This is a genomic window from Janthinobacterium sp. P210005 (assembly GCF_036231865.1).
Classification (GTDB): Bacteria; Pseudomonadota; Gammaproteobacteria; order Burkholderiales; family Burkholderiaceae_D; genus Janthinobacterium; species Janthinobacterium kumbetense.
Window position 1 is genome coordinate 1,662,190 of record NZ_JAZARC010000001.1, and the last position, 20,998, is coordinate 1,683,187.

Genomic DNA, 20,998 nt, shown 5'->3' on the forward strand with positions numbered 1-20,998 from the left:
ATTTTAGCACAATCGATTAGCAAATACATGCGAATCGAGTATCCCAGCGGCAAAGACTACCCGAAAATAGCCCGGACCGACATCGTTTATTACAATTACATTTCACTACACTTGCCATACTCGATTACTACACGCGTTTGACACGTTCTCTAAGCGGACCCTCTCAAACCTACTGCGCGTCCCACTATCGCCTTGGCGGCGCTCAGTACTTCCGTACGCTTGCGCTACTCAAGACGATATTGGGCCGCTCGCTACGGTTTTTGAGGCCCCCTACAAACTACCACTACTACTTATTCTCTTAACTTATTCTGGCTTCAAGTCCTTCAGTGCCGCGAACGGCGACTTCTTTTCAGTCTTGAGAGCATCGAGCTGCGCCGTATCGGGGCAGACGTCGTGTTTGGGTACCTGCGGCAGGGCCAGCAAGGCTTCATCTTCGATCAGGGCCGCGGCATCCATGCTGCGGCTGCCGACGATCACGTCGATCGTTTCATCGTTGATGATTTCTTCGATCTCGTCCGCGTGCTCGTCATCCTTGCCCAGCATCAGAACAGTCGAAGAATCTATCGCGTAAGCATACGGAGTCAGGCAGCGCTGGCAAACCAGCTGAACGGTGCCGTTGACCGACAAGGTCAGTTGCGGGTAGCCCAGCTTGCTGGTGCCGCCGACGATCTTCCAGGCGATTTCGCCGGAATTATCTGCACAATCCTTGGTCAACCGGGTCATTTCAGCGACAGGAGTTACACCCTCGCGGCTCCCGCTGATACGACAAAAATCAAAGGCGTCGATCACAAAAGCATTCATTGGTAGAAAATTTCCCCGGAAAACCTGCGATAATAACAGGGTTTTTAGCACGGAGTCAAAGGCTAAGCATCTATTTTGACGCAATCATTGCCATAAACATGACAACTTCATTAACACCGTCATGCCGCATAGAGCCTCAGTCAGGGGCTCTGCGCCCTGGAATTTGCGTGAAATTCCACTGACATCGACCAGCGCGGCCATGCCGGCCGCCATCCACTACCGAATGATACCAACTTCCGCCCCATTGCGCTTGATTCTTGCATCGAGTTCGACCTACCGCAAGGAATTGCTGGAACGCCTGCGCCTGCCTTTCGAAGTCGCCGTGCCCGATCTCGACGAAAGCCCCCTGCCAGGCGAAAGCCCCAGCGCCACAGCCCTGCGCCTGGCCCAGGCCAAGGCACAGGCCGTGCTCGACCGCCATCCTGGCAGCCTCGTCATCGGCTCCGACCAGGTCGCCACCCTGGATGGCGCGCAGATCGGCAAGCCCGGCAACCATGCGAATGCCCTGCTGCAACTGCAAACCATGCGCGGACGCCAGACCGTGTTCCACACGGCACTATGCCTGCTGGACGGGCGTCAGGCGGTGCCTGTGGCGCAGGTGGAAGATGTCCAGACCCTCGTCACCGTGCGCGACTTGCCCGATGCCGAGCTGGACGCCTACCTGCGCATCGAGCAGCCCTATGATTGCGCTGGCAGCGCCAAGAACGAGGGCCTGGGCATCGCCCTGCTCGAACGCATCGCCACCACCGACCCGACCGCCCTCACCGGCTTGCCGCTGATCGCCCTCACCGGCATGCTGCGCAAGGCGGGCGTGGCGTTTTTTACCCTTTAATTTACCGACAATAAGAATATGACCGGCACCCTGTACCTGATTCCCAACCACCTCGGCCTGTCCGACAGCCCGGCCGACCCGCTGGCCCACATCATTCCGGAGCAAGTACGGCACATCACGTCCCAGCTCGATTATTTCGTTGCGGAAAATGCCAAGACGGCGCGCGCCTTCCTGAAATTGATCGGCAACCAGCATCCGCTGGCCAAGCCGCTGCAGGAAATCACGATTTCCGAACTCAACGTGAATACCCCGGCGCAAGCGCTGGCCGGCTTGCTGGCACCCCTGCTGGCGGGGCGCGACGCGGGCCTCGTGTCGGAAGCGGGCGTGCCCGCCGTGGCCGACCCCGGCGCCGACCTGGTGCGTCTGGCGCATCAGCACGGCATTAAAGTGCGCCCGCTGGTGGGTCCGTCGTCGATCCTGCTGGCCGTGATGGCCAGCGGCTTGAACGGCCAGAGCTTCGCCTTCAACGGCTACCTGCCCACGGATGCGGCCCTGCGCGCCAAGCGCCTGAAAGAACTGGAAGGGCGTTCGCGCAATGAAAAGCAGACCCAGCTGTTCATCGAAACACCGTACCGCAACGCCGCCATGCTCGACGCCCTCGTGGCGCAATGCGCGCCATCGACCCTGATCTGCGTCGCCACCGACCTGAGCCTGGACACGGAAAGCGTGCAAACGTGGAATGGCGGACAGTGGAAGAAACAATTGGCTGCAGGCAAGGCGCCGGACTTCCACAAGAAACCGACAGTTTTCTTGCTGCTGGGACAGTAAACGACAAACGCCACGGACATATTATCCGTGGCGTTTTTTTATTACAGCACTACCAAGACAAGTATGATTACACTCTTCTGGTGCCCGTATTCTTCTGTCCACCTTTACCTGTTTCCAGCACGAACTTGGCGCCATCATCGCGACCCAGCACCTTGACCAGGTACGGCATGACTTCGCGCAACATCGGCTCCAGCGTGTACGGCGGATTCAGGATGAACATGCCGCTGCTGTGCAAGCCAAAGCCGTCCGGCGACGGGGTATTCACCGTCAGGGTCACGTGCAGCCAGTCCGAGCTGGGCAATTGCTTGAGCTTGTCGGCGAACTGGCGCGATTCCATGCGCTGCAGCACCGGGTACCAGACGGCATACATGCCCGACGGGAAGCGCACGAGGGCGTCGGCCAGGGTGTCCTTGACCTTGCGGTAATCCATCTTGTCTTCATACGGCGGGTCGATCAGCACCAGCGCGCGGCGCGATGGCGGCGGCAGCAGGGCTTTCAGGCTCTGGAAGCCATCCGCCTTGGTGATGATGACGCGCTTGCCGCGCACGGTCGGACGCTCGCCCTGGGCCAGCGCATGCGCCTCGACCTTGCGGAAGTTGTCGGCCAGAATCTTGGCATCGGCGGGATGCAACTCGAACAGGCGCAGACGGTCTTGCTCGCGGCTGACCTTGTCGGCGCAGTACGGCGAACCCGGGTAGTAGCGCATCTTGCCGCTCGGATTCATTTCCTTGATCAGCTTCATGTACTCGGCCAGCGAGGCCGGCAAGTCCGTGCGGTCCCACAGGGGCGCGATGCCCGTTTCGTACTCGGCATTTTTCGACGCATAGCCGCCGTCGAGCGCATACACGCCCGCGCCGGAATGGGTATCGATATAACTATAGGCGGTATCTTTTTGATTCAGATATTGCAACAACTGAATCTGCACATAATGTTTCAACACATCGGCGTGATTACCCGCGTGAAAGGCGTGGCGGTAACTCAACATAAGCTGGCTAATTCCATAATAAAAATAAATAAAGGCGGGAGCGCTGACACCGGGCAGGGCATGAAAACAGACTGGAGGGGTCAGGCTGCGGGGCCAGGAAACAGCATGGACCAGCGTAATCAGCGCGCAATTACCAGCATTATCCACCAGAAAGGTGCGTTGCATCAAAAAACACGGATAAACAAGCTCATGCATTCCCGCGACTGGCGTCGCCGGGCGCGGTAGAATACGCGCATCGGGCGCCCGGCGCCCATCGCCCTACTGAATAGATACGACCATGCACAGCCTGACCCTCACGACCGATAACCGCGCCGACGTCGCGGCAGCCCTGGCCGGCCCGCGCTGGACGGTGGCCTGCCTGTGCGCGCTGTGGTGCGGCACCTGCGGCAGCTACCGCGCCACGTTCGAGGAACTGGCCGCGCGCCACCCGGACACCGTCTTCGTCTGGGTCGATATCGAAGACCAGGCCGACGTGGTGGGCGACCTCGACATCGACAACTTCCCCACCCTGCTGATCCAGCACGACGACAACGTGGCCTTCTTCGGCACCGTGCTGCCCGACGGCGGCCTGGCGCACCGCATGGTGCAGGCGCAGCAGGCGCTCGGCGCCGAGGAACTGGCGCGGCTGTCGACCAGCACGCAGGAACGCCGCGACTGGCAGCGCGACTGCAACTTGCGCCACATGCTGGCCGCGACACTCGATCAGTAAGATCAGCCCAGGCGCAGCGGCAGGCTGCGCAGCCGTTTCCCCGTCAAGCTGAACACGGCATTGGCCACGGCCGGCGCGATCGGCGGCGTGCCCGGCTCGCCCACGCCTTCGGGGTGTTCCGCGCTGGCGATGATGATGGTTTCCACCTCGGGCGTTTGCCCCATGCGCAGCACGGGATAGTCGTGGAAGTTGCTTTGCTCGACTTTGCCTTCCTGGAACGTGATTTCGCCGCCCAGCGCCGCCGACAAGCCGAACAGCACGGCCGACTCCATCTGCTGGGCGATGATGTTCGGATTGACGGCGATGCCGCAATCGATGGCGCACACCACGCGCTGCACGCGGATCTCGCCATTTTCCACGGACACCTGCGCCACTTGCGCGACGATGCTGCCGAACGACTGGTGCAAGGCCACGCCATGCGCATGGCCGGGCGGAGGACTGCCCGCCCTGGCAACGGCCGCATCAAGCACGGCCAGGTGGCGCGGATGCTTCACCAGCATGGCGCGGCGGAAGGCGACGCCGTCCTGCCCCGCCGCATGCGCCAGTTCGTCGATAAAGCTTTCCTTGAAGAATGCATTGTGCGAGTGCCCCACGGAGCGCCAATAGCCTACCGGCACGGCACTGTCGGCGATCACGTGGGCGATGCGCTGGTTGGCGATTTCATACGGCATGTCGAATTCGCCCTCGGCCGTCGTCTTGTCCGGCCCCGCACCGGGCAAGCCGAAATTGCGCTGCAAGAACTGATGCGTGATGGAAGCGCTGACGGATTTGTTGTCCCAGGAAGCGATGCGGCCGTGTTCGTCGAGGCGGGCCGCGAAGCGGGCCAGCGCGGCGGGACGGTACATATCGTGCCTGGTGTCCTGTTCGCGCGTCCACACCAGTTGCACGGGCGCGCCGCCGCATTGCAGCGCGATGGCGACGGCCTGGGCCACCATATCCACTTCCAGGCGGCGGCCGAAACCGCCGCCGAGCAGCAGCACGTCGATCGTCACATCCTTCGCATCGACGCCGGCCACTTTCGCCGCCACGTCGACGGCGATGCCGGGCGCCTGCGTCGACACCCACAGCATCACCTTGCCATCCTTGACTTGCGCGGTGCAATTGACGGGCTCCATGGCGGCATGCGCGAGGAACGGCGCGCGGTACTCGGCCTTGACGCTGCGCAAACCCTGCACGGCCTTGCTTTCCACCTCGCCGCTGGCGTGGTAGGCATGGCCCGCCTCGCTGTCGAGCAGGCGGGCAAACTCCGCATACACGCCGGCGCTGGACAAGTTCGCCTGCGGACCGGCCTTCCACTGCGTGGGCAAGGCGGCGGCCGCCTGTTTCGCGCGCCACCAGGTGTCGGCCACCACGGCGGCGCACGAGGTGACCGACGTGCCGCGCTGGGGCAGGTGCGGCGTCAGGTCCAGCACCTTTTTCACGCCCGGCATGGCGAGTATGGGCGCCGCGTCGAACGCGGCCAGGGTGTCGCCCAGGCGCGGCGGCAGATGCAGGGCCGCATACAGCATGCCGGGCGGACGCGCATCGATGCCGAAACGCGCGCTGCCATTGACTTTCGACGGCGTGTCGCGGCGCGGCGCCGGCTGGCCGATCAGCTTGAAATCCTTGGGGGATTTGAGCACGGGCGTGCCCGGGGCTATGCCGGCGGCGCGCTGCGCCAGGCTGGCGTAACTGGCGCGCCGCCCGTCCGGGTGGAGCACTGCGCCATCTTCCGTGCGGCATTGCCCGGGCGGCACTTGCCACAGCACGGCGGCGGCGCCTACCAGCATGGCGCGTGCCGACGCACCCGCTTCGCGCATGGGGCCCCAGCCATCCTTCACGCTCGACGAGCCGCCCGTGACGACCACGCCCAGTTCGCGCGCCGCCTTGGCCACCGTCCACTGCGCCAACGCCTTCAGGCGGCCCTGGTCGTCCGGGTGGAATGGCAGGCTATCCTTGAGCATGGCGACATTACCGAAGATTTTATCCATGGGCGCCTGGATCAGCTTGACGCTGCTCAAAGGCACGTCGAGTTCCTCGGCCACCAGCATCGGCAAGGCCGTGTGCACGCCCTGCCCCATCTCGCTGCGCGGCATGGCCAGGGTCACCGTGCCGTCCGTGCCTATGGCCAGCCAGCCGTTCAGGGCCACGGCGCCATCCTGCAGCGGCAGCGGCGCGCTGCCATGCAGGCGCTGGCGCGGCGGCAACACGCCCCAGCCCAGCACCAGGGCGCCCACGCCGGCCACGCCGAGACCCAGGCCGCCGAGCAGGAAACGGCGGCGCGACGTGTTTTTTTCTCCGGCCATGGGATACCCTTTAATTGGTTAGTGGTTGATCCAGCGGATCGGTCCAGCGCTCCAGCATATCCTGTGCCAGCACCGGACGGCTATAAAAATAACCTTGCGCCAGCTTGCAGCCATGGCGCAGCAGGAAGGCGGCCTGCTCTTCCGTCTCCACGCCTTCGGCAATCACGGACAATTGCATGCTCTTGCCCAGCTGGATGATGGCGATCGCGATCGCCTCGTCGTTGACGTCCGTCGAGATATCCTTGATGAAGGAGCGGTCGATCTTCAGCGTCTGCACGGGCAACTGCTTCAGATACGCGAGCGAGGAATAGCCGGTGCCGAAATCGTCGATGGCCAGGCCCACGCCGATGGCGTGCAAATCGTTGATGAAGCCCAGCGCGTCGCCCGTGTTCATGATCACCGATTCCGTCACTTCCAGCTGCAGGCGCTGCGGCTCCAGGCCCGTTTCCGTCAGGATGTCGGCCACCATGCCGGCGATGCTGCCCCGCTCGAACTGTTTTACGGACAGATTCACGGCCATCTTCGGCACGTGCAAGCCCTGCGCCTGCCAGCGCATCATCTGGCGGCACGCCTCGTCGAGCACCCATTTGCCCAGCTGGTTGATGAAGCCGCTATCCTCGGCCAGCGGAATGAAGCGGGCCGGCGGCACCAGGCCCAGTTCCGGATGGTTCCAGCGCACCAGCGCCTCGACGCCGACCAGGCGGCCCGTGTCGATTTCCACCTGCGGCTGGTAATTCAGGAACATCTCGTTTTTCTCGATCGAGCGGCGCAAAAAGGTTTCCAGGCGCAGGCGCTCGACGCCTTCGCCCGTCATCGACGGCGCATAGAAGCGGTAGCCGTTGCGCCCGCGCGCCTTGGCCTGGTACATGGCCACGTCGGCATTGCGGATCAACATATTCAAGTCCAGCGCATCGTCCGGATACAGGCTGATGCCCACGCTGCAGGTGACGAACAGTTCATGGTCGGCCACCGTGAAGGGCTGGTCGAACATGGTCATCAGCTTTTCCGCCACCTGCGTCGCACCGTACTCGCCGTCGACGCGTTCGAGCAGGACGATGAATTCATCGCCGCCCAGGCGCGCCAGGGTGTCGCCTTCGCGCAAGCGGGCCGCCAGCTGGCCGGCCACCTTTTGCAGCAATTCGTCGCCCACATGGTGGCCCAGGGTGTCATTGACGTTCTTGAAGCGGTCCAGGTCGATGAACAGCACGGCCAGCTGCTCCTGGTCGCGCGCGGCGCGCAGCAAAGCGTGCTGCAGGCGGTCGTGGAACAGCAGGCGGTTCGGCAGCGCCGTCAGCGGGTCGTGGTGGGCCATGTGGTCGAGCTTTTCCTGCGACTCCTTGATCAGGGTGATGTCGCTGAACACGCCCACGTAATGCGTGGTGGTGGCGTGCGTGTCGCGCACGGCGCTGATGGTCAGCCACTCCAGGTACAGTTCGCCGTTCTTGCGCTGGTGCCAGATTTCGCCGCGCCAGAAACCGCTGGCCTTCAATTCGTCCCACATGGCCTGGTAAAACGCCGCGTCGTGGCGCGCCGAGCGTGTCAGCGACGAGTGCTGGCCCACCGCCTCGGCCTCGGCATAGCCGGTGATCTGCGTGAAGGCGGGATTGACGGTGACGATGATGCCGCTGGCATCGACCACCATCACGCCGTCGGCAATATGTTCGAGCACGGTGGCCGACAGGCGCAGCTTTTCCTCGGCTTCCTTGCGTGCCGTGATGTCGGCATACACCCAGATGCTGCCTTCATTGGGGCGCAGCGGATCGAGCGCGCAGCCGCTGACCAGCGCCCAGAACAGGCTGCCGTCGCGCCGCTTGTACTGGCGCTCCTCGCTGAAATCGCCGCCCTGGGCCAGCGCCGGATACTGGCGCTCGCCCGCATCCTCGAAGTCATACGCGCTCGCAAACACGATGGACGTCGAACGGCCCGTCATCTCGGCATGGTCGTAGCCGAACAGCTCTTCGCAGCGGCGATTGACGGAAATGATGCGGCGGTGGCGCACGAACATCACGCCGAACATCACGTTGTCGAGAATCGCGCTCTGCTCCGTCAGCAGCGCTTCGATGCGCATCTCGTGGTGCTTGCGCTGGCTGATGTCGGCAATGATGCCGTCGACCCAGATGACGCCCTGCTCGCCCGCCTGCGGCTGGCCATTCTCGGCCACCCAGCGTTCGATGCCGAAAGCGTCGATGATGCGGTATTCCAGCGCATACGGCCGTACCTCGGCCACCGCCTGGCGCACGGCGCGGCGGTGCTCGCGGCGGTCTTCCGGGCAGATCAGGTCGGCCCAGGCATGCGTGGTGCCGCGCATGAACTGGCGCGCCGAATAGCCGGAAATTTCCTCGATGGCGTCGCTGACGAAATCGATGGGGCCGTCGGGCCGGTAGCGGAAGACGGCGCCCGGCACCTGCGTGACGATGCTGCGGAAGCGCTCTTCGCGCTGGCCCACGTCCTCGAACAGCTGGCCGATGGCCGCGCGCATTTGCTCGAGCTGGGCCGTCAGGCGCCCCAGTTCGTCATTGCTGTGCGAAGCCAGGGGCGTGTCGAAATCGCCGTGCGACAGGCGGTCGGAAAAGCGCGTCAGGCGGCGCAGGGGTTTCAACAGGCGGCGGTTCAGGAACAGCACGATCAGCGCCATCGACACGGCCAGCTGTGCGCCCAGCACGAAAATATAGGAGATCTGCTTTTCGCGCAGCTCCTGCTGGCTGCGCGCATCGTCCATTTCGACGACGACGTGGCCGATGCGTTCGCCGCGCACGAGGATGTCGCGCTCGGCGCGGTACAGATTGCCCACGGGCCGTTGCGGCGCCCGCAGGCGGATGAATTCCGTGTCGCCCTGCCCCAGCACCTTCACCAGCAGCACGGAGCGGTCGCGCATCACCGACTCGACCAGCGAGTGGGCCGATTCCGCATTCATGTTCCACAGCGACTCCTGCATGCCCAGCGCCAGGATGTCGGCATTGCGCTGCAAGGCCTCGTTCAGGCTGGTGCGCGCCGACTGGCGCTCATGCACGCCGACCAGCACATAGCTGCCGAAGATGGCGGGAACGACCAGTCCGCCAAAGACCACCAGCAGCAAGGCGCCATAGATCGATGAGCCATACAGCACGCGCAGGCTGGCGCGCAGGCGCTGAGAAGGTGAATTAAACATGCGGCGACAGGGCAACAGGGATCAGGCGGGCGATCATTGACTTTACAGGGGAATCGGGTGGCGAGGCGGGACGAATCTTTATCAGGAGCAATTATGCATGCAAAAAGCGGGAAAAGTCACCAACAAACACGCGCCGGCGGCTACCTGATGTCATATAAACAGGGTTGAAAAACCACACGCATGCCGGCGCGCCAGGCCGGCGCCAGCAGAAAAGCGCGCAGCTTGCTATCATCGCGCCACTTTACCTAGAGGAACCATCATGACCTTCTCCATCTACTCCGCTTCGATCCCCGTCTTCAAACAGATCCTGGGCAGCCTGGCCGCCATCCTGGACAAGGCGGAAACGCACGCGCAAGACAAGAAAATCGACCCGAACGCCCTGCTGCAATTCCGCTTGTTCCCGGACATGCTGCCGTTCGTGCGCCAGATCCAGATCGCCACCGACTTCGCCAAGGGCTGCGGCGCGCGCCTGGCCGGCGTGGCCGTGCCGCCGTATGAAGATAGCGAACAGAGCTTTGCAGAGCTGAAGGCGCGCATCGTGAAAACCATCGCCTTCCTGGAAAGCCTGCCGCAAGCGGACATCGACGGCAGCGAAACGCGCGCCATCACCACCGGCAGCGGCGAAAAGACCAAGCACTTCACGGGCCAGACCTATCTGTTCCACTACGCGCTGCCGCACTTCTTCTTCCACGCGACGACGGCGTACGACATCCTGCGCCATAACGGTATCGAAGTGGGCAAGAAGGATTTTATTGGTAGTTATTAATCGTTAGCGCTGAAAATATGGGGTCAGACCCGTCGGGTCTGACCCCAGCATTTGCCGTTGGGTTCGGCAACACAAACACGTCAAGTATTCCGGCGCGGATACCCTTGCGCCAGGATGCGCACCCACACCACTTCCTTCTCTTCATCCGTCATCGACACCCAGTGGGCCACTTCCACCACGCTGCGGCCGCAGCCGCGGCAGATTTCATCGAAGGTTGTTGAGCACACGGCCACGCAGGGCGTATCGGGACGCGGCGGCAATTCCTTGTCAGCCATCAGGATACCTTCGGCAAGCCGAGCTTTTCCCAGCCTTCAGTGCCCAGCGCTTCCAGTGTGGCAATATTCTTGTCGAAAATTTCCGATGCTTCCGGGAATGCCTCGACGGCGCGCTCGATGCTGTCTTCGCGCAGCAAATGCAGGGTCGGGTACGGCGAACGGTTGGTGTAGTTGCTGATGTCGTCCTCGAACGTCTCGGCAAACTGGTAGTCAGGGTGGAAACTGGCCACTTGCAGTTCGCCCGCCAGGTGCATGTCTTCGACGGCCGCGTCGGCCACATCGAGGAACTCGTTGTAGTCGAGGAAATCGTTCAGGGTATATGGATGGATCAGCAAGGTCGTGTCGATCTGCTCGGGGTCCGTGTCGGCCAGGATTTGCAGCTCGTCCATCAGCAGCGCCAGCAAATCTTCCGGGTTGCTCGATTCGCACACCACGTAGCGGATCTGCTTCTTGACGTGCACGGCCTTGGCGAACGGGCACAGGTTCAGGCCGATCACGGCCTTTTCCAGCCAGGCAACGGTATTGGCGATGATGACGGCGTTGTCGTCGTCGTGGCGCGTCGGGGTGTTCATATGCTTGACTCTCTATCAATATGGCGGCCGGCAGCCGAATAGCCGGCCAAAGCCAAATTGTACGCACTTTTGCGCAGCCTCATGCCCGGCGCTGTCCAGGCTTGCGCCAGCCTCTTCGCCATGTATGCTATAACAGCGGCCGAATCACGCATTGGGCAAATTAAATTTGCAATAATGATAGCATTTGCGAATGGAAACTCAGCCGTATCCCACTTATTGCCGCTTATTTCCTGTCATCATGCTGACATAATTCTTGACTCCTGCATGTGGATATACGTACACTCGCTGCTTGATCATGGGTCTGTCCGATGTTTCTCCGACGACAACAATGGAACACTATGCACGAAAACTCCTTTAAATCTACCGTCCTGGCGGCGTTGGCATTGGCGCTTGCGCCCGCCCTCAGCCAGGCGTACGAAGCCGGTGTTGAGAGCGATAACGCGCCAGTCGCCGCCGCCGCACCTGCCCTGATCCCGATGACCGCCCAGGTCACGGCGAAACTCCCCACCCTCGACAACCGCCTGCAAAAGACCGACCGCCTGCTGAAAAACCTCAGCGACAATTCCGATCCGCTGCGCGAAGCCGACGTCTGGGGCCGCATCCGCAGCGGCTATGCGATTCCCGACATCAATAACCAGCTGGTGGCCAATCACGTCAACTGGTACGCCACCCGCCCCGACTACATCGCCCGCACGACGGCGCGCGCCTCGCGCTACATCTTCCACGTGGTGCAGGAACTGGAAAAGCGCGGCATGCCGACGGAACTGGCCTTGCTGCCGTTCATCGAGTCCGCCTTCAATCCGCAAGCGTTCTCCAGCGCCAATGCGGCCGGCATGTGGCAATTCGTGCCCGCCACGGGACGCGATTTCAACCTCAAGCAAAACATGTTCAAGGACGAGCGCCGCGGCGTGCTGGCCTCGACCGATGCGGCCCTGACGTACCTGCAGCGCCTGTATGACATGTTTGGCGACTGGCAACTGGCCCTGGCCGCCTACAACTGGGGCGAAGGCTCGGTACAGCGCGCCATCAAGAAAAACCAGGCGCTGGGCAAGCCAACCGACTTCGAAAGCCTGGCCGACCTGATGCCGGCCGAAACGCGCAACTACGTGCCCAAGCTGCAAGCGGTGAAAAACATCATCGCCAATCCGGCCCAGTTCGGCCTGACCCTGCCCGTGGTCGACAACCAGCCCTACTTCACGGCCATCGACAAGACCAGCGACATCGACATCACCGTCGCCGCCCAGCTGGCCGAACTGTCGATGGATGAATTCAAGGCCTTGAATCCGCAATTTAACCGCCCCGTCATCATCGGCGGCGAAAAGACCAAGATTCTGTTGCCACAGGAAAACGCCGCCAAGTTCACCACCAATCTGGCGCAATGGGGCCACGCCTTGTCGAGCTGGACGACGCACAAGATCACCAATGCGCGCGAACGCATCGAAACCCTGGCGTCGAAATTCGGCACCACGGCCGACGTGCTGCGCCAGGCCAACAATATTCCGCAGCGCACCAGCCTGCGCGCCGGCTCCACCATCCTCGTGCCGAAAACCTCGGCCACGATGAACAAGGACATCACCCAGGAAATCGCCGACAGCGCCACCATGCTGCTGGAAGCGGACCGTCCGGAACGGGCCGCCAAGGCACTGCGCCGCGCCGCCAAGGGAGGCAAGGTGCAAGCCGCGCCAATTTCCCTGGTGAAACCACGCATCCAGCGCGGCGGCGGCAACAGTCGCGCCAAGGCCCGTCACTGATTGCCTGAGCTGTATTGACCTACCTCACCGGCCGCCACAGCTTTGCTGTCGCGGCCGGTTGCACATCCGCCTTACCCGCCCACCTACCCAGACAGGAGTCGTCATGGCTTTCTTGCAAGGCAAAAAAATCCTCATCACGGGCTTGCTGTCGAACCGCTCCATCGCCTATGGCATCGCCAAGGCTTGCCACCGCGAAGGCGCCACCCTCGCCTTCACCTATGTGGGCGAACGCTTCAAGGAGCGCATCACGGAATTTGCGGCGGAATTCGGCAGCGAACTGGTCTTCGACTGCGACGTGTCCAGCGATGAACAGATCAGCGCCGTCTTCAGCGACCTGGCGCAGCACTGGGAACACCTCGATGGCCTCGTGCACGCCATCGGTTTCGCGCCGCGCGAAGCGATCGCCGGCGACTTCCTCGACGGCCTGTCGCGCGACAGTTTCCGCATCGCGCACGACATTTCCGCCTACAGCTTTCCCGCCATGGCCAAGGCCGCCCTGCCCCTGCTGCATCCGGGCGCTTCGGTGCTGACCCTGACCTACCTGGGCGCCGTGCGCGCCGTGCCCTACTACAACACCATGGGCCTGGCCAAGGCGTCGCTGGAAGCGTCCGTGCGCTACCTGGCCGAATCGCTGGGCCCGCGCGGTATCCGCGCCAACGGCATCTCGGCCGGCCCCATCAAGACCCTGGCCGCGTCCGGCATCAAGGATTTCAGCAAGCTGCTGGGCTTTGTGGCCGAACACGCCCCGCTGCGACGCAACGTCACCATCGAGGAAGTCGGCAACACGGCCGCCTTCCTGCTGTCCGACTTGGCGTCGGGCATCACGGGTGAAATTACCTACGTCGATGGCGGCTTTTCGCAAGTGATGGCCGTCAATCCCGAAGTAGAGTAAATGGCACCTGGTCGACGTGGCGCAAGCGGCCCGGCAAATCAACCTGGCCAGGGAAACGCGACAGGCGCCGCCGCTGCCCGCCGGCCTCATGGCCATGCTCCATTAAACGGAAGAAAACTACGTATTCTTACTGATTTCACATAGGAAACATGAGCAAAACGTGGTAGGACTGTCGTTTCTTCCCATTTAGGCCGTGCAAAACGGCAGCAAATACGGTATAGTGTCGTTGTGCGCTGCAATATGTTTCCTTGAAGCGATGGCAACACCGCAGTTACATGCACTACAAACTTAGCAGCTTCGCAAGCCTTAGCGCATCCACAGGATGCCGCTTAATAAAGCCCTCCCGCCTTGTGTGTCGCACCTGACACCGTCCCGGCGCAAAGCTTTTGTGCCGAAATTTCTTTCTAGTTGAGTCATTTCGTTTTGGTTGGCGTTGCTATTTTGCGTTCTGCTTTTTGCAAGAACGCTGATTTTCACGAAAGAAAAAGAATGACATTTGAATCCTTAGGCCTGCATCCGTCCATCCTCGCCGCTCTGACCGAATCGGGCTACACCGCGCCAACCGCGGTACAGTCGCAAGCGATTCCAGCCGCGATCGAAGGCCGTGACCTGCTGGTCTCGTCGCAGACCGGTTCGGGCAAGACCGCAGCATTCATGCTGCCGTCGCTGCACAAACTGGCCAGCGCCGAACAAAGCGCCGCCGGCAAGACGCCAAACCAGGAAATGCAAGCATCGCGCGCCCGCGGCGAGCGTCCACGCTTCAAGGCTGCCCAGCCAAAAATGCTGGTGCTGACGCCGACGCGCGAACTGGCCCTGCAAGTGACCACCAACACCGACAAGTACAGCACCGGCATCCGCCGCATCAAGGCTGTGTCGATCCTGGGCGGCATGCCTTACCCTAAACAGATGCAATTGCTGGCCAAGAATCCTGAGATTCTGGTCGCGACCCCAGGCCGTTTGATCGACCACATGGACTCGGGCAAGATCGACTTCTCGCAACTGGAAATCCTGGTGCTGGACGAAGCCGACCGCATGCTGGACATGGGTTTCATCGACGACATCGAAAAGATCGTCGAAGCGACGCCGGAAGGCCGTCAAACCATGCTGTTCTCGGCAACGCTGGATGGCGTGGTCGGCAACATGGCCCGCCGCATCACGAAAAACCCGCTGGTCATCCAAGTGGCAAGCTCGAGCAACAAGCATGAAAACATCACGCAGCGCGTCCACTTCGTCGACGACCTGTCGCACAAGAATCGCCTGCTGGACCACCTGCTGCGCGACGAAACCTTGGATCAGGCTGTTGTGTTCACCGCCACCAAGCGTGACGCCGACACCATCGCCGACCGTCTGAACATCGCCGGTTTCTCGGCTGCCGCCTTGCACGGCGACATGCATCAGGGCGCGCGTAACCGCACCCTGGACGGCATGCGCCGCGGCCAGGTCAAAGTGCTGGTTGCCACCGACGTTGCCGCCCGCGGTATCGACGTGCCAACGATCACCCACGTGTTCAACTACGATCTGCCGAAGTTCCCGGAAGACTACGTCCACCGCATCGGCCGTACCGGCCGCGCTGGCCGCAATGGCCTGGCCATCTCGCTGGTGAACCACGCTGAAGGCATGAACGTCAAGCGCATCGAACGCTTCACCAAGCAATTGATCCCGGTCAATGTCATCGAAGGTTTCGAGCCAAAGAAAACGGCATCGGCACCACGTTCGAGCGCCCGTCCAGGCGGCTGGAAACCAGGCGACAACCGTGGCGGCGCGAAGCCAGGCCAACGCACGTTCAGCAAGCCGGGCGCACCGCGTAAAGACGGCGCACCTAGCACTGGCGGCGGCTACAAGGGTTCGAACCCGCGCAGCACCGACGGCGCACGCCGCAGCTACGGCGACCGTTAATCACGGTTTGCCATTGCCTCTAGGCATGCAATGAAAAACGGCCACCAGATCGCTCTGGTGGCCGTTTTTTTATGTCCGCAACGACTTATTTCTTCGACACTTTCTGGCGCGACAGCTTGCGCAGCTTGGCCTGCTCGAAGCGCACCTGCTGTTCCGGCGTCTCCAGCGCCAGCGGCGGCACGGCCACGGGCTTGCGGTTCGCATCCACGGCCACCATCGTGAAATAGCAGCTGTTGGCGTGGCGCACCAGGCGCTGCTGGATGTTTTCCGTCACCACGCGGATACCCACTTCCATCGACGTCGTGCCCGTGTAATTGATCGACGCGAGGAACGTCACCAGCTCGCCCACGTGGATAGGCTGCAGGAACATCACCTGGTCCACCGACAGGGTGACCACGTAGCTGCCCGAATAGCGGCTGGCGCAGGCATAGGCAACGCTGTCGAGGTACTTCAGGATGGTGCCGCCGTGCACGTTACCGGAAAAGTTGGCCATATCGGGCGTCATCAAGACCGTCATCGTCAGTTCGTGGGCCGACCAGTTCATCGCGCTGTCCAAAGTGTTCTCCAAAGGGGGAAATTAAAAGTGAGGGAAGATGTGAAAACCGGCCCCAGGGGCCGGTAGCGGGACTTACAGGCCCAGGGTATCGATGTCGGCCAGCGAGTCGCGGCCCTTGTCGGAAATGTCGTGGCCCTCGCCTTCGGCGCGCGCCACGATGTGGGCTTTCTTGCCCAGGAAATAAGCCACGTCCGAGTCCAGCTTGGTCAGCGGATCGGTGGCGACGGCGCGCAGCCCCATGATGCAGCGGCGCAGGAACAGCAGTTGTTGTGCTTTCTCGGTGATGGACAAACGGCCATCGCGTGCATAGCTGAGCAGCTTCAGGCCGGACAGGCGCTTGGCATTGCGGGCAACGCAAGCGCTGGGGCGCTCGGTCTTGATGCCGCGTGCAACTTGCTCCAGCGCGTCATATTCATCGGTCGTTAATTTCTCGTTCTTCATTACTTTTCCATAAAAGGCCAGGTGTTCGGCCCCCATGGTACGCGCCCCGCTGCGCATCGGCAACAGGCAACGTGAATCTACCGCCGCCCGCCAGGCGGCCAGGCGGCGGAAACACGAGCGTGACGACCGTTATTTGTAGCTGCGCAGCAGCAGCCAGGCCAGGCCGCAACCCGCCACGGCGCCCGCCAGGGCCAGCGCCACGAGGTTTTTGCTGGTGATCACAGGGCGCCGGCCCAGGTAAATTTTGTTATGCAAGGAATTGCCCACGATGGTCTCCTGTACAAGAATTTTTATGATGTCTCATTATAAGAACAGAATCGTGACGGCCGCATGACACTCGACAGTTAGAGCTTGATTTGTATCCACTCGGCAACATTTATTGGCGTTTTTGTTGTTTAAATGGCGTGGCGCTGGCGGCCACCGCGCAGTCCATTTCCGATCGGAAATAAACGCGGCGCGCATCTCCCCGTCACCGCCATGCCGGCGGCGCACCGCGCCCCGTCACTGCATTTTCACGGGCGGTGGCGGCGGCGTCGGCTCCTCGACGGGCACGGGCTCGATGTGGGGCGGCGTTTCCGGCGGCGGCGTGACGGGATCGCCTTCCGGCGGTGGCGGCATATCGGGTTCGGGCGTGCTGTGCGCACGCAACAGGGCAGGACGGAATTGGGTTTGCATGTGACCTCCTTTGCCCCACTCTAGCCGATGCGGCCAAATCCTGGCGCCCGCCAGTGGCAAGCCGCTGCGGGAACTAAACGGCGCGGCGCCACTCCAACCTGGCAGGTCTCTCACCTGCGAGTACAAGCGATCCCCATGGCGCGCAAGACAATCCTCTTTATGGCCGAGGCAGTGACCCTGGCCCACGTCGGCCGCCCCCTGAGCCTGGCCCAGGGACTCGACGAGGACAAATATGAGGTGCATTTTGCCTGCGCCGATGGCTATGACTTTTGCTTCAAGCAGGCGCCCTTTCGCCGCTGGCGCATCGACAGTATTTCATCGCTGCAATTCCTACAGGCCTTGGCGCACGGCAAGCCCGTCTACACGGAAAGCACCCTGCACGCATATGTGGAAGACGACTTGCGCCTGCTCAATACCGTCCAGCCCGATCTCGTGATCGGCGACTTCCGCCTGTCGCTGTCCGTCAGCGCGCGCCTGCAGCGCATTCCCTACCTCACCGTCAGCAATGCCTACTGGAGTCCGTACGTGCGCCAGCACTACACGGTGCCCAGCCTGCCCCTGACCAGCCTGCTGCCCATCTGGCTGGCAGCCCCCCTGTTCCGCCTGATCCGCCCGCTGGCCTTCGCCTCGCATGCCGTGCCGCTGAACCGCGTGCGCCGCCGCCATGGCCTGCCCTCGCTGGGCAGCGACCTGCGGCGCATCTATACGGATGCGGACCGCACCGTGTACGCGGATATTCCGCAACTGTTCCCGCCGCACGCCATGCCGTCCACGCACGACTACCTGGGCCCCATCATCTGGGCGCCGCCGCTCGACTTGCCGGACTGGTGGCAGCGCCCGGAACTGAGCAGTGGAAGGCCCATCATCTACGTCACCCTGGGCAGTTCCGGCCAGGGGCAATTGCTGCCGCGCGTGCTGCACGCGCTGGCGCCCCTGCCCGTCACCGTATTGGCGGCCACGGCCGGCACCGGCCGCGTCGATGCCGTGCCGCCGAATGCCCACGTCGCGCCCTTCTTGCCGGGCGACGCGGCGGCCCGGCGCGCCAGCCTGGTGATCTGCAACGGCGGCAGCCCCACCAGCCAGCAGGCGCTGACGGCCGGCGTGCCCGTCATCGGCATCGCCGGCAACCTCGACCAATTCCTCAACATGCACGGCATCGCGGGGACCGGCGCCGGCCTGCTGCTGCGCGCCGACCGCTTCCATGAAACCGCCCTGCGCCATGCCGCCACGCGCATGCTCGACGATGGCCGGGCCAGGCTGGCGGCGCGTCAGCTGGCCACGGCCATGCGCAACTATGTGCCAGGGCAACGCTTGCTGCCCCATCTGCACGCCCTGCTGGGGCTTTCGCCGCAAGGCGGCCAGCCTTGACGGGCTGGCGTCGGCTTTTCTTACAGAGAGTCCGGCAACACCTGCACCACGTCAACAAAAGCACGCCAAGTCCTTGATTTCAAAAGAACCTCATGCGTTGGCATGGAAGTCGCTTAAGTCTGGCTATGAGCACCTGCAGACAGGACTCAGGCAACACTTCCAGACTCACTCAACCACGAGGTGAATACAATGAAACTCTCGAAACTGAAACTGCTTCCGGCCGCGGCCGCACTGGCCATGTTGTGCGCCGCCGGTAGCGCACAGGCGGGCGCCTATGGCTACGCCTACAACAACATCTTCGGCTTGCAGATCGTCGCCGCCACGGGCTCGATCACCGCCCTGAACAGCACCACGATCTCGCGCGCCACGGCCACCCTGAATGGCGTCAGCGTCATCAATGGCGGCCCCGGCCTGCTCGACTCGCCCCGCGCCGCCATCGGCGCCGTGACCAAAGGGGAAAACAATTTCACGCAACAGGGCGCCTCGGGCAACTACTCGCGCGGCGATGCGCAGATCGTCAGCACGCAGTTTCCCTCGTTCCCGCCCGGCTCCACCTCCACGCAGGCGGTAAACGTGGCCGAGGCCCACCTGGCCGGCCCAGCCGGCACGGCCGATGCGTCCGGCCGCAACGGCTCGACCACGGGCTTTTCCGTCAACTTCGTCGTCGGTTCGCCCACGGCAACGCTGAGCTTTGACTTCTTCTCCTCGCCATTCATGCAAGTCTTCCTGCAAAGCACAGTGGGGCAACTGTCCACCGCGACGGCCAACCTGGTGATGACCATCACCATCACCAACTCGACCGGTGCGACCGTCTTCAACTGGACACCCGATGGCGTCGTCGGCTCCGGCATCTTCGGTGGCACGGAAAACGCCGATGCAGCCAACCTGAACACCGGCCTGGCGACCAACTTCCTGACGCGCGGCAACCTGTTTACGTATAACCCCACCGGTTGCGGTACGCCTGGCGGCACCGGCGTGGGCACGACTTGCGGCGGCAACTTCAACGCCGTCAGCAATGCCCTCGCGGCCGGCAACTACACCTTGACCTTGAATGCGGTGGAGAGCGTGGACCTGGTCAAACAGGCGCCGGAACCGGGCACCCTGGCGCTGCTGGGCCTGGGCCTGGCCGGCCTGGGCTATGCCAGCCGCCGCAAAGTCAGCGCCTGAACCAGGCAACAGGGGGATGCACAGGCGAGGGAGTTTCCTCGCCTTTTTCATGTGGCAAGCCTGTCGGTTTTCCTTACAACCCGGCCGACCAGGAGATGAGGATTTTCATGACTACATTTTCTTGTACCCGATTGCCCATGCTCATGCTGAGCTTGCTATTGCTGGCCAGCAGCGGCACTGCCGGCGCCGCCGCCTACGGCTATTCGTACACCAGCGTCTTTGGTCTGGTCATCAGCAATCCCTCCGGCTCCGTCACCCTGCTCAGCAACATCGACCTGTCGCGCACGACCGCCACGCTCAATGGCAGCAGCGTCATCAATGGCGGCAGCAACGAGATCGACGCGCCGCAGGCGAAACGCGGCGCCGTCAGCAAGGGAGAGAACGACTTTACCCCGCAAGGCATGGGCAATGCTTCGTATGCGCGCGGCGAAGCGCAAATCGTCGCCTCGCAAATCCCCCCCTTCCCACCGGGCTCGACCAGCACGCATACCGTGAACGCGGCAGAAACCTTCCTGACGGGCGGCGGCAGCGCGGACGCCTCGGGGCGCAACGGTTCCAGCACCGCGATGACCGTCAATTTCGTCGTCGGCCAACCGGGCGCGACCCTGGCCTTCGACTTCCAGGCCCTGCCCTTCATGCAGCTGTACCTGGACGCGCTGGCCGGCACAGGTTCGGCGGCCACGACGAATATGGCGATGACGTTCAGCATCATCGATGAACATGGCCAGATCGTCTTCAGCTGGGCACCCGACGGCAAGCTCGGCTCCGGCATCCTGGGCGGCACCGAACTGGCCGATGCGGCCAGCCTCAACACGGGCTACGCGCAAACGCCGCTCACCAGCGGCAGCGTGTTCACCTACGATCCCAGCGGCTGCGGCGCCCCCACGGGCACGGGCGTCGGCACGGCGTGCGGCGGGCAGTATGGCGCCGTCACGGACAGGCTGGCGGCCGGCAGCTACACGCTGGTGTTGAATATGCTGAACAGTTCCGAACTGGCCTATGTGCCAGGCGTCACGCCCATGGCGCTGCCGGGCACCTTGCCGTTGCTGGCGGCCGGCTTGCTGGCGCTGGCCGTCCTGGCGCCCCGGCGGCGGCGCTGACGGGGCGCCAG

The 20,998-nt window shown here is 62.8% G+C and carries 21 protein-coding genes; 11 read left to right on the forward strand and 10 right to left on the reverse strand.

From position 1 onward, the window contains the following. Positions 1-303: 303 nt before the first annotated feature. Positions 304-801, reverse strand: a complete 498-nt coding sequence (locus VPH40_RS07285) for a YceD family protein (RefSeq protein ID WP_099667258.1) — start codon at positions 799-801, stop codon at positions 304-306. A 223-nt stretch (positions 802-1,024) separates the two neighbouring features. Here VPH40_RS07285 and VPH40_RS07290 point away from each other — a divergent pair, with 223 nt between their 5' ends. Together VPH40_RS07290 and VPH40_RS07295 are read left to right on the forward strand one after the other, a co-directional pair. Further along, positions 1,025-1,633: a Maf-like protein gene (locus VPH40_RS07290; RefSeq protein WP_251351581.1), complete on the forward strand. Its 609-nt coding sequence runs from the start codon at positions 1,025-1,027 to the stop codon at positions 1,631-1,633. An 18-nt stretch (positions 1,634-1,651) separates the two neighbouring features. Continuing rightward, the gene (locus VPH40_RS07295) at positions 1,652-2,401 is read left to right on the forward strand and encodes an SAM-dependent methyltransferase (RefSeq protein WP_289910727.1); all 750 of its coding nucleotides are present in this window, start codon (positions 1,652-1,654) and stop codon (positions 2,399-2,401) included. A 67-nt stretch (positions 2,402-2,468) separates the two neighbouring features. Here the strand turns inward: VPH40_RS07295 and VPH40_RS07300 are convergent, their stop codons facing one another. After that, positions 2,469-3,386 (reverse strand): 23S rRNA (adenine(2030)-N(6))-methyltransferase RlmJ, encoded by a 918-nt coding sequence (locus VPH40_RS07300; protein WP_070255356.1) that lies wholly within the window; start codon positions 3,384-3,386, stop codon positions 2,469-2,471. On the opposite strand from VPH40_RS07300, the gene VPH40_RS07305 reads away from it, so the two are divergent. Both VPH40_RS07305 and VPH40_RS07310 read left to right on the forward strand, forming a co-directional pair. Next, the gene (locus tag VPH40_RS07305) at positions 3,306-3,611 is read left to right on the forward strand and encodes a hypothetical protein (protein ID WP_289898426.1); all 306 of its coding nucleotides are present in this window, start codon (positions 3,306-3,308) and stop codon (positions 3,609-3,611) included. The two genes, VPH40_RS07300 and VPH40_RS07305, sit on opposite strands and share 81 nt — an antisense overlap. Positions 3,612-3,663: 52 nt before the next feature. Next, on the forward strand, positions 3,664-4,095 hold the full coding sequence (locus VPH40_RS07310) for a thioredoxin family protein (RefSeq protein WP_328573101.1): 432 nt from the start codon (positions 3,664-3,666) through the stop codon (positions 4,093-4,095). Between the two features lie 2 nt (positions 4,096-4,097). Here the strand turns inward: VPH40_RS07310 and VPH40_RS07315 are convergent, their stop codons facing one another. Both VPH40_RS07315 and VPH40_RS07320 read right to left on the reverse strand, forming a co-directional pair. Next, positions 4,098-6,380: a xanthine dehydrogenase family protein molybdopterin-binding subunit gene (locus VPH40_RS07315; RefSeq protein WP_328573102.1), complete on the reverse strand. Its 2,283-nt coding sequence runs from the start codon at positions 6,378-6,380 to the stop codon at positions 4,098-4,100. A gap of 10 nt (positions 6,381-6,390) precedes the next feature. After that, the gene (locus VPH40_RS07320) at positions 6,391-9,528 is read right to left on the reverse strand and encodes an EAL domain-containing protein (protein ID WP_328573103.1); all 3,138 of its coding nucleotides are present in this window, start codon (positions 9,526-9,528) and stop codon (positions 6,391-6,393) included. 259 nt (positions 9,529-9,787) lie between these two features. Between VPH40_RS07320 and VPH40_RS07325 the strand changes: the two genes are divergently transcribed. Further along, positions 9,788-10,294 carry a DUF1993 domain-containing protein gene (locus tag VPH40_RS07325; RefSeq protein ID WP_034779265.1) on the forward strand — a complete coding sequence of 169 codons (507 nt, stop codon included), beginning with the start codon at positions 9,788-9,790 and terminating at the stop codon, positions 10,292-10,294. 80 nt (positions 10,295-10,374) lie between these two features. On the opposite strand, the gene VPH40_RS07330 is transcribed toward VPH40_RS07325, so the two are convergent. Continuing rightward, positions 10,375-10,569 carry a DUF1289 domain-containing protein gene (locus VPH40_RS07330; protein ID WP_034779267.1) on the reverse strand — a complete coding sequence of 65 codons (195 nt, stop codon included), beginning with the start codon at positions 10,567-10,569 and terminating at the stop codon, positions 10,375-10,377. Next, a complete protein-coding gene (locus VPH40_RS07335; RefSeq protein WP_289904335.1) occupies positions 10,569-11,141 on the reverse strand; it encodes a DUF1415 domain-containing protein in 573 nt (190 codons plus the stop codon). The genes VPH40_RS07330 and VPH40_RS07335 overlap by 1 nt, the downstream gene beginning before the upstream one ends. Before the next feature lie 338 nt (positions 11,142-11,479). Between VPH40_RS07335 and VPH40_RS07340 the strand changes: the two genes are divergently transcribed. The 3 genes from VPH40_RS07340 to VPH40_RS07350 all read left to right on the forward strand — a co-directional run bounded on the left by VPH40_RS07340 (position 11,480) and on the right by VPH40_RS07350 (position 15,680). After that, the gene (locus VPH40_RS07340) at positions 11,480-12,892 is read left to right on the forward strand and encodes a transglycosylase SLT domain-containing protein (RefSeq protein WP_034779271.1); all 1,413 of its coding nucleotides are present in this window, start codon (positions 11,480-11,482) and stop codon (positions 12,890-12,892) included. A 103-nt stretch (positions 12,893-12,995) separates the two neighbouring features. Next, positions 12,996-13,784, forward strand: a complete 789-nt coding sequence (fabI, locus tag VPH40_RS07345; RefSeq protein ID WP_219136789.1) for an enoyl-ACP reductase FabI — start codon at positions 12,996-12,998, stop codon at positions 13,782-13,784. A 489-nt stretch (positions 13,785-14,273) separates the two neighbouring features. Continuing rightward, entirely contained in the window at positions 14,274-15,680 is a 1,407-nt protein-coding gene (locus tag VPH40_RS07350; RefSeq protein ID WP_071322891.1) for a DEAD/DEAH box helicase, read from the forward strand. Positions 15,681-15,765: 85 nt separating this feature from the next. On the opposite strand, the gene VPH40_RS07355 is transcribed toward VPH40_RS07350, so the two are convergent. From VPH40_RS07355 to VPH40_RS07370, 4 genes are all read right to left on the reverse strand, one after another. Continuing rightward, entirely contained in the window at positions 15,766-16,224 is a 459-nt protein-coding gene (locus VPH40_RS07355) for an acyl-CoA thioesterase (protein ID WP_071326331.1), read from the reverse strand. Between the two features lie 84 nt (positions 16,225-16,308). Continuing rightward, positions 16,309-16,677, reverse strand: coding sequence for a hypothetical protein (locus tag VPH40_RS07360; RefSeq protein WP_099667251.1), 369 nt, complete (start codon positions 16,675-16,677; stop codon positions 16,309-16,311). A 129-nt stretch (positions 16,678-16,806) separates the two neighbouring features. Further along, entirely contained in the window at positions 16,807-16,932 is a 126-nt protein-coding gene (locus VPH40_RS07365; protein WP_257218939.1) for a hypothetical protein, read from the reverse strand. 246 nt (positions 16,933-17,178) lie between these two features. Then, a complete protein-coding gene (locus tag VPH40_RS07370; RefSeq protein ID WP_162835752.1) occupies positions 17,179-17,352 on the reverse strand; it encodes a hypothetical protein in 174 nt (57 codons plus the stop codon). 135 nt (positions 17,353-17,487) lie between these two features. Between VPH40_RS07370 and VPH40_RS07375 the strand changes: the two genes are divergently transcribed. The 3 genes from VPH40_RS07375 to VPH40_RS07385 all read left to right on the forward strand — a co-directional run bounded on the left by VPH40_RS07375 (position 17,488) and on the right by VPH40_RS07385 (position 20,987). Then, positions 17,488-18,720, forward strand: a complete 1,233-nt coding sequence (locus VPH40_RS07375) for a glycosyltransferase (protein ID WP_328573104.1) — start codon at positions 17,488-17,490, stop codon at positions 18,718-18,720. Positions 18,721-18,909: 189 nt separating this feature from the next. Continuing rightward, positions 18,910-19,887, forward strand: a complete 978-nt coding sequence (locus tag VPH40_RS07380) for an EDSAP-1 family PEP-CTERM protein (protein ID WP_099667249.1) — start codon at positions 18,910-18,912, stop codon at positions 19,885-19,887. Between the two features lie 107 nt (positions 19,888-19,994). Further along, positions 19,995-20,987 carry an EDSAP-1 family PEP-CTERM protein gene (locus VPH40_RS07385; protein ID WP_328573105.1) on the forward strand — a complete coding sequence of 331 codons (993 nt, stop codon included), beginning with the start codon at positions 19,995-19,997 and terminating at the stop codon, positions 20,985-20,987. The last annotated feature ends 11 nt before the right edge of the window (positions 20,988-20,998 follow it).